The sequence below is a fragment of the Spirilliplanes yamanashiensis genome, from assembly GCF_016863475.1.
Lineage (GTDB): Bacteria > Actinomycetota > Actinomycetes > Mycobacteriales > Micromonosporaceae > Spirilliplanes > Spirilliplanes yamanashiensis.
Genome location: NZ_BOOY01000026.1, coordinates 105929 through 117924, shown reverse-complemented (window position 1 = coordinate 117924; position 11996 = coordinate 105929). Strand labels below are relative to the sequence as shown.

At 68.7% G+C, this 11996-nt stretch carries 11 protein-coding genes; all 11 read right to left on the bottom strand.

Annotation, left to right across the window (positions count from 1 at the left end; genetic code table 11):
- Nucleotides 1-5: 5 nt before the first annotated feature.
- The 11 genes from rplW to Sya03_RS17345 all read right to left on the bottom strand — a co-directional run bounded on the left by rplW (nt 6) and on the right by Sya03_RS17345 (nt 11969).
- Nucleotides 6-308, bottom strand: coding sequence for a 50S ribosomal protein L23 (rplW, locus tag Sya03_RS17395; RefSeq protein ID WP_203939358.1), 303 nt, complete (start codon nt 306-308; stop codon nt 6-8).
- A complete protein-coding gene (rplD, locus tag Sya03_RS17390; protein WP_203939357.1) occupies nt 305-931 on the bottom strand; it encodes a 50S ribosomal protein L4 in 627 nt (208 codons plus the stop codon). The genes rplW and rplD overlap by 4 nt, the downstream gene beginning before the upstream one ends.
- Nucleotides 928-1590, bottom strand: a complete 663-nt coding sequence (gene rplC / locus Sya03_RS17385) for a 50S ribosomal protein L3 (protein WP_203939356.1) — start codon at nt 1588-1590, stop codon at nt 928-930. Before rplC ends, rplD begins: the two co-directional genes overlap by 4 nt.
- Before the next feature lie 11 nt (nt 1591-1601).
- The gene (gene rpsJ, locus Sya03_RS17380) at nt 1602-1910 is read right to left on the bottom strand and encodes a 30S ribosomal protein S10 (RefSeq protein WP_007073037.1); all 309 of its coding nucleotides are present in this window, start codon (nt 1908-1910) and stop codon (nt 1602-1604) included.
- A gap of 353 nt (nt 1911-2263) precedes the next feature.
- On the bottom strand, nt 2264-3457 hold the full coding sequence (gene tuf, locus Sya03_RS17375; RefSeq protein ID WP_203939355.1) for an elongation factor Tu: 1194 nt from the start codon (nt 3455-3457) through the stop codon (nt 2264-2266).
- A 185-nt stretch (nt 3458-3642) separates the two neighbouring features.
- Entirely contained in the window at nt 3643-5739 is a 2097-nt protein-coding gene (fusA, locus tag Sya03_RS17370) for an elongation factor G (RefSeq protein WP_203939354.1), read from the bottom strand.
- A gap of 36 nt (nt 5740-5775) precedes the next feature.
- Complete coding sequence (rpsG, locus tag Sya03_RS17365; RefSeq protein WP_203939353.1) at nt 5776-6246, bottom strand: 30S ribosomal protein S7; 471 nt, start codon at nt 6244-6246, stop codon at nt 5776-5778.
- Between the two features lies 1 nt (nt 6247).
- Entirely contained in the window at nt 6248-6622 is a 375-nt protein-coding gene (gene rpsL, locus Sya03_RS17360) for a 30S ribosomal protein S12 (protein WP_014440718.1), read from the bottom strand.
- Between the two features lie 415 nt (nt 6623-7037).
- Nucleotides 7038-7598, bottom strand: coding sequence for a hypothetical protein (locus tag Sya03_RS17355; protein ID WP_239107624.1), 561 nt, complete (start codon nt 7596-7598; stop codon nt 7038-7040).
- Nucleotides 7599-7652: 54 nt separating this feature from the next.
- On the bottom strand, nt 7653-8021 hold the full coding sequence (locus Sya03_RS17350; protein ID WP_203939565.1) for a hypothetical protein: 369 nt from the start codon (nt 8019-8021) through the stop codon (nt 7653-7655).
- A 54-nt stretch (nt 8022-8075) separates the two neighbouring features.
- Nucleotides 8076-11969 carry a DNA-directed RNA polymerase subunit beta' gene (locus Sya03_RS17345; RefSeq protein WP_203939352.1) on the bottom strand — a complete coding sequence of 1298 codons (3894 nt, stop codon included), beginning with the start codon at nt 11967-11969 and terminating at the stop codon, nt 8076-8078.
- Nucleotides 11970-11996 lie beyond the last annotated feature (27 nt).

Below are 11996 nucleotides of genomic sequence, written 5' to 3'. Positions count from 1 at the left end.
AACCCCTAGCTGACCGGGCCGCCGAAGGCCTCGATGCGGTCACCGTCGGCCAGCTTCACCAGCGCGCGCTTGGTCGCCTTGCGCTGACCGAAGCCGGTCTTGGTGCGCTTGCGCTTGCCCTCGCGGTTGATGGTGTTCACCGTCAGGACCCGGACGTCGAAGATCTGCTGGATCGCGATCTTGATCTGGGTCTTGTTCGCGTCCGGGTGGACGAGGAACGTGTACCAGTTCTGATCGAGAACGCTGTAGCTCTTCTCCGAGATGACCGGCGCCACGATGATGTCGCGCGGGTCGGAAATGGTGCTCACTTGGACTCCCCCAGGAACTCGTCGAGGGCCGCCTTGGTGAAGACCACGTCGTCGGCGTTCAGCACGTCGTACGTGTTGAGCTGCCCGACCATGATCCAGTGCACGCTCGGCTCGTTGCGCAGCGACTTCCAGCTCAGCTCGTCGGTGTTGGTCAGCACGACCAGCACCTTGCGAGCCTCGGTCACCTTGCGCAGCACGCTGACCGCGGCCTTCGTGGACGGCTTGTCGCCGGTCACGAACGCCTCGACGACGTGGAGCCGGCCGTCGCGCGTCCGGTCCGACAGGGCGCCACGCAGGGCGGCGGCCTTCATCTTCTTCGGGGTCCGCTGGCTGTAGTCGCGCGGCACGGGGCCGTGCACGACGCCGCCGCCGGCGAACTGCGGGGCGCGGATCGAGCCCTGGCGGGCGCGACCGGTGCCCTTCTGCTTGTACGGCTTCTTGCCGCCACCGGCGACCTCAGCGCGCGTCTTCGTCTTGTGCGTGCCCTGGCGGGCGGCCGCGAGCTGGGCGACGACGACCTGGTGCATGAGGGCGATGTTCGCCTGCACGTCGAAGACGTCGCCCGGCAGCTCGACGGAGCCGGCCTTGGCCCCCTCGGCGTTCAGAACGTCAACGGAGGTCACTTGGCACCGCCCTTCTTCACCGGGACCTTGGCCGCGGAGCGGACCAGGATCAGCGCGCCCTTGGGGCCGGGAATGGCGCCACGGACGAGGAGGAGGTTGTTCTCCAGGTCGACCGCCTGGATCGTCAGGTTCTGCACGGTGAACCGGCGGCTGCCCATACGACCCGCCATGCGCTGGCCCTTGAACACGCGGCCCGGGGTGGCGCAGGCGCCGATGGAGCCCGGCGAGCGGTGCTTGCGCTGGACACCGTGGCTGGCGCGCAGGCCGTGGAAGCCGTGGCGCTTGATGACGCCGGCGTAGCCCTTGCCCTTGGTCTTGCCCGTCACGTCGACCGTGGAGCCCGCGGCGAACGCGTCGACCAGGACCTCCTGGCCGAGCGTGTACTCGCCGGCGTCCGACGTGCGCAGCTCGACGAGGTGCCGGCGCGGTGCGACGTCCGCCTTCGCGTAGTGGCCGCTCTTCGGCTTGTTCACCTTGCGCGGGTCGATCGCGCCGAACGCGAGCTGGACCGCCTGGTAGCCGTCCTGCTCAGCGGTTCGGACCTGCGTCACGACGCACGGGCCGGCCTGCACGACGGTCACCGGGACGACCTTGTTGTTGTCCCAGACCTGGGTCATGCCGAGCTTGGCGCCCAGGATCCCCTTCACTTGCCTGTCCATTGATCGGATCCCTACAGCTTGATCTCGATGTCGACGCCAGCGGGAAGGTCGAGTCGCATGAGCGAGTCGACCGTCTTCGGGGTCGGGTCGATGATGTCGATCAGTCGCTTGTGCGTGCGCATCTCGAAGTGCTCGCGCGAGTCCTTGTACTTGTGCGGCGAGCGGATGACGCAGAAGCGGTTGATCTCCGTGGGCAGCGGCACCGGGCCAGCGACCTGCGCCCCGGTACGCGTCACCGTCTCGACGATCTTTCGCGCCGAGGAGTCGACGACCTCGTGGTCATAGGCCTTGAGCCGGATGCGGATCTTCTGTCCCGCCATGGTGGCTTCTGTTTCCTTCTCTCGATGCCGCTACCTGCGAGGGTCCGCCCCCGCATGCCCCCGGGCACCGCCCAGCACCGGAGAGATCCGGCGTCGAGCGATTCCGGGCCGCAGGGCCCTCGGCCCTGCGATGTCCGACCCCCGCGGTCGGGCGTGTCGCGCTGTGGAACCAGGCTCCGCCCCGGGACGAATGTCTCGGAGCTCCCCTGTCCGTCGGGAGTTCGGGGCGCCGGGCCTGAGCCCGAACGCCGGGCGAGGGTGGTTGGCAGACGATGCCGCCAACCACCCTGCGCGGACGCAACCTGACTAGTATGCCGTACTACCGTGCGGCAACGCCAATCGGGTCACCCAGCTCACTTGTTGATCTTCGTGACCGTTCCGGCGCCGACCGTGCGGCCACCCTCGCGGATCGCGAACTTCAGGCCCTGCTCCATGGCGATGGGCTGGATCAGCTTCACCGACATGGTGGTGGAGTCGCCCGGCATGACCATCTCGGTGCCCTCGGGCAGCGTGACGACGCCGGTGACGTCCGTGGTGCGGAAGTAGAACTGAGGGCGGTAGTTCTGGAAGAACGGCGTGTGACGGCCGCCCTCCTCCTTCGACAGGATGTAGACCTGGCCCTCGAACTCGGTGTGCGGGGTGCTGCTGCCGGGCTTCACGACGACCATGCCGCGCTCGACGTCCTCGCGCTTGATACCGCGCAGGAGCAGACCCACGTTCTCGCCGGCCCGCGCCTCGTCGAGCAGCTTGCGGAACATCTCGATGCCGGTGCAGGTGGTCTTCGTCGACTTCTCGCGGATGCCGACGATCTCGACCTCCTCGTTCGGCTTGAGGATGCCACGCTCGGCGCGACCCGTGACCACGGTGCCGCGACCGGTGATCGTGAAGACGTCCTCGATGGGCATGAGGAACGGCTTCTCGATGTCACGCTCGGGCTGCGGGATCGCGGTGTCGACCGCGTTCATCAGCTCCATGAGCTTCTCGGTCCACTCGGCGTCGCCCTCGAGCGCCTTCAGCGCCGAGACGCGCACGACCGGAACGTCGTCGCCCGGGAACTCGTAGGTGCTGAGCAGCTCGCGGACCTCGAGCTCGACGAGCTCCAGGAGCTCCTCGTCCTCGACCATGTCGCTCTTGTTCAGCGCCACGACGATGTACGGAACGCCGACCTGGCGGGCCAGGAGCACGTGCTCCTTGGTCTGCGGCATCGGGCCGTCGGTCGCCGCGACCACCAGGATCGCGCCGTCCATCTGCGCGGCACCGGTGATCATGTTCTTGATGTAGTCCGCGTGGCCGGGGCAGTCGACGTGCGCGTAGTGCCGCGACGCGGTCTGGTACTCGACGTGCGCGATGGAGATCGTGATGCCACGAGCCTTCTCCTCCGGCGCCTTGTCGATCTCGTCGAACGGCGTGTACGGGTTGAGGTCCGGGTACTGGTCGTGCAGGACCTTCGTGATGGCCGCAGTCAGCGTCGTCTTACCGTGGTCGATGTGACCAATGGTGCCGATGTTGACGTGCGGCTTAGTCCGCTCGAACTTCGCCTTCGCCACTGGTGTCCTCCTGTGGACTGTGTGTTTCTGTCGACTGTTTCCCCGGCCCCAACCTGTCGGGCCGGGGATCGGCTGGGTCTTGCGGCCGGATGGCCTTCAGGCCCGGTCCCACACAATTCGCCGCCGGGACGAACTGGCGAGATCCCCGCCGGCCACCCGGTCTCCCGGGCGGCCGGCGGGGTACGTCACTCGCCCGTCGCCTTGGCGATGATCTCCTTCGCCACGCCCTGGGGCACCTCGGCGTAGGAGTCGAACTGCATGCTGTAGCTCGCCCGGCCCTGCGTCTTCGACCGCAGGTCGCCGACGTAGCCGAACATCTCGGACAGCGGCACCAGCGCCTTGACGAGGCGGGCGCCGGAGCGCTCCTCCATCGACTGGATGATGCCACGGCGGGAGTTGAGGTCGCCGATCACGTCGCCCATGTTGTCCTCGGGCGTGGTGACCTCGACGGACATCATCGGCTCGAGCAGCGCGGGGTCGGCCTTGCGGGCCGCCTCCTTCATCGCGATCGAGCCGGCGATCTTGAACGCCATCTCGGACGAGTCGACCTCGTGGTACTGGCCGTCCAGCAGCGTCAGCTTCACGCCGACGAGCGGGTAGCCGGCGAGGACGCCGTACTGCAGCGAGTCCTGCGCGCCCGCGTCCACCGAGGGGATGAACTCCTTGGGGATGCGACCACCGGACACCGCGTTGACGAACTCGTACGTCGGGCCGTCGGCCTCGAGCGGCAGCGGCTCGACCTTGATGATGACCTTCGCGTACTGACCCGAGCCACCGGTCTGCTTCTTGTGGACGTAGTCGAGCTTGTCCACCGTGCGGCGGATCGTCTCGCGGTACGCCACCTGCGGCTTGCCGATGTTCGCCTCGACGTTGAACTCGCGCCGCATGCGGTCGACGAGGATGTCGAGGTGCAGCTCGCCCATGCCGGCGATGACCGTCTGCCCGGTCTCCTCGTCGTTGCGGACGCGGAAGGTCGGGTCCTCCTCGGCCAGACGCTGGATGGCGACACCCAGCTTCTCCTGGTCCGACTTGGTCTTCGGCTCGATGGCCACCTGGATGACCGGCTCCGGGAACGTCATCGACTCGAGGATGACCGGGTTGGCCGGGTCGCAGAGCGTGTCGCCGGTGGTGGTCTGCTTGAGACCCTGCACGGCGATGATGTCGCCGGCCTGCGCCGACGGGCGCTCCTCACGCTTGTTGGCGTGCATCTGGTAGATCTTGCCGATCCGCTCCTTGCGGTCCTTGGTGGAGTTGATCACCTGGGACCCCGTCTCCACCGTGCCGGAGTAGACGCGGAAGTAGGTCAGCTTGCCGAGGTGCTTGTCGGTCTGGATCTTGAACGCCAGGCCCGAGAACGGCTCCGAGTTCGACGGCTTGCGCAGCAGCGGCGTCTCGCCGTCCGTCGCGGTGCCCTCGATCGCGGGGATGTCGAGCGGCGACGGCAGGAAGTCGACCACGGCGTCGAGCATGGGCTGCACGCCCTTGTTCTTGAACGCCGAACCGCAGAGCACCGGGTTGGCCTTGCCGGCGATCGTGGAGCGCCGGATGGCGTCCTTGATCTCCGTCTCGGACAGCTCCTCGCCCTCGAGGTACTTCTCCATCACCGCGTCGTCGACGTCGGCGAGGGTCTCGATGAGCTTCTCGCGCCAGAGGGTCGCGTCGTCGGAGAGATCCGCGGGGATCTCCTCGATCGCGTAGTCCTCACCCTTCTGCGTCTCGCCGCGCCAGGTCAGCGCGCGCATGCCGATCAGGTCGACGACGCCGATGTGGTCGCCCTCGAGGCCGATCGGGATCTGCAGCACGAGCGGGGTCGCGTTGAGCCGGTCGATCATCATCTGCACGCAGCGGAAGAAGTCGGCACCGGTGCGGTCGAGCTTGTTGACGAAGCACATGCGCGGGACGTTGTACTTGTCCGCCTGCCGCCACACGTTCTCGGTCTGCGGCTCGACGCCGGCGACACCGTCGTACACGGCGACGGCGCCGTCCAGGACCCGCAGCGACCGCTCGACCTCGACCGTGAAGTCGACGTGGCCGGGCGTGTCGATGATCTGGATCGTGTGGCCCTTCCACTCGCACTTCGTGGCGGCGGAGGTGATGGTGATGCCCCGCTCCTGCTCCTGCTCCATCCAGTCCATGACGGCGGCGCCCTCGTGGACCTCACCGATCTTGTACGTGATGCCGGTGTAGAACAGGATCCGCTCAGTGGTGGTGGTCTTGCCGGCATCGATGTGCGCCATGATGCCGATGTTGCGTACCTTGGCGAGCGCGTCTGCGGCGGCCACGTCAATCCCTACTTTTCGTCGTCGTCTTCGTCGGGGTTACCAGCGGTAGTGCGCGAACGCCCGGTTGGACTCCGCCATCTTGTGCGTGTCCTCGCGCCGCTTGACGGCGGCACCGAGGCCGTTGCTCGCGTCGAGCAGCTCGTTCTGCAGGCGCTCGATCATGGTCTTCTCGCGGCGCGCCTTCGAGTACGTGACGAGCCAGCGCAGGCCCAGCGTGGTGGCCCGGGCGGGACGCACCTCGACCGGCACCTGGTAGGTCGCGCCACCGACGCGGCGGCTGCGGACCTCGAGGGTCGGCTTCACGTTGTCCATCGCACGCTTGAGCGTGACCACCGGGTCGGTGCCGCTCTTCTCGCGGCAGCCCTCGAGGGCCGCGTACACGATGCGCTGAGCGAGCTGACGCTTGCCACCCAGGAGGATCTTGTTCACCAGCTGGGTCACCAGCGGCGAGTTGTACACCGGGTCGGCGACCACTGCGTGGCGCTGCGCGGGGCCCTTGCGAGGCATGTCAGCTCTTCTCCTTCTTCGCACCGTAACGGCTGCGAGCCTGCTTGCGGTTGCGGACACCCTGGGTGTCGAGCGAACCGCGAACGATCTTGTAGCGAACGCCCGGGAGGTCCTTCACCCGGCCGCCACGCACGAGCACGATCGAGTGCTCCTGCAGGTTGTGGCCGACACCGGGGATGTACGCGGTCACCTCGATCTGGCTGCTGAGCTTGACACGAGCGACCTTGCGCAGGGCCGAGTTCGGCTTCTTCGGGGTGGTGGTGTACACGCGCGTGCACACGCCGCGCCGCTGAGGGCTTCCCTTCAGCGCCGGCGTCTTGGTCTTGCTCGTCTTCGCCTGGCGGCCCTTACGGACCAGCTGCTGGATCGTGGGCACCGGGTTTCTCCGCTCCCTTCGGCCGCCGGGTCTCGGCGGCCGCACCGTCTCATCGTTACCGAGTCACCGCTCGGGTGACCTGTTTTCGTGCATGTCCGCGCAGTCAGGGGGACCGCCGCCGACACCCGCGGTCGGGCGTGTCGCCCGGCTCACGGTCCCGCCGCACGCTCACGCGTGCCGCGGGCTTGGTCTGTGTCCGTGGTGCCGCCCGGTCACCGTGACCGGCTCGAGCGCACGCACGAGTTGCCCGGGCAAGCCCAGGCACGAGGGGAAAGACTACCCACCGGAGGCACGCAGGTCAAAACGACCCCCAATACACCGGGCCGACCACCCTGCTCACCACGTATGGACATCTTCAACGACAAGTGTACCCGGCCCCGCGCGGCGCATCCCCCGCGCCCCGGCACCCGGGCGCTCAGCTCAGCTGGACCAGCGCCGTGAGGCCCAGCGACAGCAGCGTGAGCAGCAGTCCGGCGGCTCCACAGACGATCGCCGCCAGGGCCGGACCGCGCCCGGTGAACCGGATCGTGCCGGTGCCGGCGGCCCGCCGGATCTGCCGCCGCGCGCCCACGCCGAGGCCCAGCCCGGCCAGGCTGACGGCGCCCGCGAGCAGGGCGAACGCGCCGGCCGCGATGAGCCCCCAGCCGTCGGACGCCCCGGCGACGCCGAAGCACAGCACCAGGGTGGACGCCAGCACGCCGCCGATGCCGGCGACGAGGCCGCCGATCGCGTACCCCGACGTGACCGGCGGAACCTCCAGCTCGACCAGCCCGAACGGGGTGCCCGGCACGGCGGACACCGACCGCGGCCGCCACCGCTCGTCGGCGGCGGGCGGCCGCGCGGGAGCCGGCTGCACGGGCGGGACGGCGGGCGGGCCCGCCGGGTCCACGGAGTACGGCCCGGGCGGCGAGTGGTAGCCCTCCGGCGCCGGGGCGGGATCCGCCGACAGCGGCCGCGCCTCTGGCTGCTCCGTCACGGACGCCCCTCCCCCGGACCCACACGCGCCGCCGGCGGCGGCAAGATCGCCAGACTAGTCGACGTCGGTGCCGAAGTCCGTCCCTGCCGGGGTGCCCGCCCAGTCGAGCAGCCCGGCGATGGCCGCCACCACCACGGCCGCCAGTGCCAGCGCCAGCCCGATCCAGGCCAGCCGCTCGCCGCGGCGGATGGTCGCGCCGCCGGTGAGGAAACCGCCCGCGGCGTACGCCTCACGGCGGGCCTGGCGGCCCAGCAGCAGCGCGAGCGTGGCCGGCACCACCCCGCCGACGAACGGCCCGGTGAGCACGGCGATGACGCCCAGCGCGTAGACCGCCGAGGCCTTCGTGGAGCGCACCGGCTCGGGATCGAGCGGGTGCCGGCCCGGCGCCGCGGCCATCGGCGGGATCGTCTCCACGTACCCCATCATGCCCGAAGGGCGGCCGCGCACGCGCGACCGCCCTTCGAGAACAGCAGACCCTTAGCGGTACGACCCGAAGTCGAAGTCGTCCAGCGGCACAGCCTGCCCGCTGGCCGGCCCGAAGCCGTAGTCGGTCTCGGGGTACCCGGTCATCGAGTACACCTTGGCCTTGGCCTCCTCGGTCGGCTCCACCCGGATGTTGCGGTACTTGCTGATGCCCGTACCGGCCGGGATGAGCTTGCCGATGATGACGTTCTCCTTGAGGCCCACCAGCGAGTCGCTGCGCGAGTTGATCGCAGCGTCGGTGAGCACCCGGGTCGTCTCCTGGAAGGAGGCGGCCGAGAGCCAGGAGTCCGTGGCCAGCGAGGCCTTGGTGATACCCATCAGGACCGGGCGACCGGCGGCGGGCTCGCCACCCTCGCCGACGAGCCGGCGGTTCTCCGACTCGAACAGCGCGCGGTCGACCAGCACACCCGGCAGGAACTCCGTGGAGCCCGAGTCGATGACCGTCACCCGCTTGAGCATCTGGCGGATGATGATCTCGATGTGCTTGTCGTGGATGAGCACACCCTGCGAGCGGTAGACCTCCTGGACCTCGCTCGTGAGGTGCACCTGCACCGCGCGCGGGCCCATGATGCGCAGCAGCTCGTGCGGGTCGATGGTGCCCTCGGTGAGCTTCTCGCCGACCTCGACGTGGTCGCCGTCGTGGGCACGCAGGCGGACGCGCTTCGAGATCTTGTCGTACACGATCTCGTCGCTGCCGTCGTCCGGCACGACCACGATCTTGCGGGAGCGCTCGCCGTCCTCGATGCGGACGCGGCCGGGGGTGTCGGCGATGGGCGCCTTGCCCTTCGGCACGCGGGCCTCGAAGATCTCCTGGACACGCGGCAGACCCTGGGTGATGTCCTCACCCGCGACGCCACCGGTGTGGAAGGTACGCATCGTCAGCTGCGTGCCCGGCTCACCGATCGACTGGGCCGCGATGATGCCGACGGCCTCGCCGACGTCCACCGTCTTGCCGGTCGGCAGCGAACGGCCGTAGCAGGCCGCGCAGACGCCCAGCTTCGACTCGCAGGTGAGCACGCTGCGGACGCGGACCGTGTCGACCCCGGCGGCGACGATCTTGTCGACCAGGATCGAGTTGAGGTCCGAGCCGCGCTCGACGACCACGTTGCCGGCCTGGTCGCGGATGTCGTCCGCGATCGTCCGGGCGTGGACGCCGGTCTCGGCGTGCTCGTGCACCTGCAGGACGCTGCCGCCCTCCGGGATCTCGCCGACCTGCATCGGGATCGCCCGGTCGGTGCCGCAGTCCTCCTCGCGGATGATGACGTCCTGCGAGACGTCCACCAGACGCCGGGTCAGGTAACCCGAGTCGGCGGTCCGCAGGGCGGTGTCCGCGAGGCCCTTGCGGGCGCCGTGGGTGGAGATAAAGTACTCCAGGACGGTCAGGCCCTCGCGGTACGAGGACGTGATCGGCCGCGGGATGATCTCACCCTTGGGGTTGGCCACGAGGCCACGGATCGCCGCGATCTGGCGGAGCTGGAGCAGGTTGCCTCGCGCGCCGGAGTTGATCATGACCCAGAGCGGGTTCTCCTGCGGGAGGGCGGTCTCCATCTCCTTGGCGACCTCGTTCGTCGCCTTGGTCCAGATCTCGATGAGCTCGCCGCGGCGCTCCTCACCGGTCATCAGACCGCGCTGGTACTGCTTGTCGATCCGGTCCGCCTCGATCTGGTAGCGGGCGAGGATCTCCGGCTTGCGCGGCGGGCCGATGACGTCGCCCATGCCGATCGTCACACCGGACCAGGTGGCCCAGTGGAAGCCGGCCTCCTTGAGCGCGTCCAGCGTGGCGGCCAGGGCCACCTTCGGGAAACGCTCGGCGAGGTCGTTGACGATCTGCGAGAGCTGGCCCTTGCGGATCTCGTAGTTCACGTACCGGTAGCCCGGCGGGAGGGTTTCGTTGAACAGGACCCGGCCCAGCGTGGTCTCGACCAGCAGCGGCTCGCCCGGCGTCCAGCCCTCGGGCGCCTCCCACGGCGTCTTGCCGGGGCCGTTGTCGACCTCGACGACGTCGTGCATGCGGATCTTCACCGGCGACTGGATGTGCAGCTCACCGTTGTCGAACGCCATCTGCGCCTCGGCGTCCGACGAGAACACCCGGCCCTCGCCCTTGCCACCCGCGGTCAGGTGGGTCAGGTAGTACAGGCCGATGACCATGTCCTGGGTGGGCATGGTGACGGGCTTGCCGTCCGACGGCTTGAGGATGTTGTTCGACGACAGCATGAGGATGCGCGCCTCGGCCTGCGCCTCGGCGGACAGCGGCACGTGCACCGCCATCTGGTCACCGTCGAAGTCCGCGTTGAACGCGGTGCAGACGAGCGGGTGGATCTGGATCGCCTTGCCCTCGACCAGCTGCGGCTCGAAGGCCTGGATGCCCAGGCGGTGCAGGGTGGGCGCGCGGTTCAGCAGCACCGGGTGCTCGCTGATGACCTCTTCGAGGACGTCCCACACGACCGGCCGCTGACGCTCGACCATCCGCTTGGCGCTCTTGATGTTCTGCGCGTGGTTCAGGTCCACCAGGCGCTTCATCACGAACGGCTTGAACAGCTCCAGCGCCATCTGCTTCGGCAGGCCGCACTGGTGCAGCTTGAGCCGGGGGCCGACGACGATGACGGAACGGCCGGAGTAGTCGACGCGCTTGCCGAGCAGGTTCTGCCGGAAGCGGCCCTGCTTGCCCTTGAGCATGTCGGACAGCGACTTCAGCGGGCGGTTGCCCGGGCCGGTGACCGGCCGGCCGCGGCGGCCGTTGTCGAACAGCGCGTCGACGGCCTCCTGCAGCATCCGCTTCTCGTTGTTGACGATGATCTCGGGCGCGCCCAGGTCGATCAGGCGCTTGAGCCGGTTGTTCCGGTTGATCACGCGGCGGTACAGGTCGTTCAGGTCGCTCGTGGCGAAGCGGCCACCGTCGAGCTGCACCATCGGGCGCAGGTCCGGCGGGATGACCGGGACGCAGTCGAGCACCATGCCGAGCGGCGAGTTGCGCGTGTTCAGGAACGCCGCGACGACCTTCAGCCGCTTGAGCGCCCGGATCTTGCGCTGGCCCTTGCCGCTGCGGATGATCTCGCGCAGGTTCTCGGCCTCGGCGTCCAGGTCCATGTTCGCCAGCAGGGCCTTGATGGCCTCGGCGCCCATGCCACCGGTGAAGTACTCGCCGAACCGGTCGCGCAGCTCGCGGTACAGCAGCTCGTCGGTGACCAGCTGCTTGCTGTCGAGCTTGCGGAACGTGTCGAGCACCTCGTCGAGGCGGTCGATCTCGCGCTGCGCCTTGTCGCGGATCTGGCGCATCTCGCGCTCGCCGGCCTCCTTGACCTTGCGGCGCACGTCGGCCTTCGCACCCTCGGCCTCGAGCTCGGCCAGGTCCTGCTCCAGCTTGGCGGCGCGCTTCTCGATCTCGGAGTCGCGGGCGTTCTCGGCCTGCCGCTTCTCGGCGAAGATCTCGTTCTCGATCGTGGACAGGTCGCGGTGACGCGCCTCGGCGTCGACGCTCGTGACCACGTACGAGGCGAAGTAGATGATCTTCTCGAGGTCCTTGGGCGCCAGGTCGAGCAGGTAGCCCAGCCGGCTCGGCACACCCTTGAAGTACCAGATGTGCGTGACGGACGCCGCCAGCTCGATGTGGCCCATGCGCTCACGGCGGACCTTGGACCGGGTCACCTCGACGCCGCAGCGCTCACAGATGATGCCCTTGAACCGGACCCGCTTGTACTTGCCGCAGTAGCACTCCCAGTCCCGCTGAGGACCGAAGATCTTCTCGCAGAAGAGCCCGTCCTTCTCCGGCTTGAGCGTGCGGTAGTTGATCGTCTCGGGCTTCTTGACCTCGCCATGGGACCACTGTCGGATGTCGTCCGCGGTCGCCAGGCCGATGCGCAACTCGTCGAAGAAGTTGACGTCGAGCACTTGGTCTATCCCTCGTGTTTCTTTGCT

Bases quoted from the DNA above. Each gene is read 5' to 3' on its own strand.
- rplC (WP_203939356.1), bottom strand. From the start codon at position 1,590: ATGGACAGGCAAGTGAAGGGGATCCTGGGCGCCAAGCTCGGCATGACC.
- rpsJ (WP_007073037.1), bottom strand. From the start codon at position 1,910: ATGGCGGGACAGAAGATCCGCATCCGGCTCAAGGCCTATGACCACGAG.
- rpsG (WP_203939353.1), bottom strand. From the start codon at position 6,246: ATGCCTCGCAAGGGCCCCGCGCAGCGCCACGCAGTGGTCGCCGACCCG.
- Sya03_RS17350 (WP_203939565.1), bottom strand. From the start codon at position 8,021: ATGGGGTACGTGGAGACGATCCCGCCGATGGCCGCGGCGCCGGGCCGG.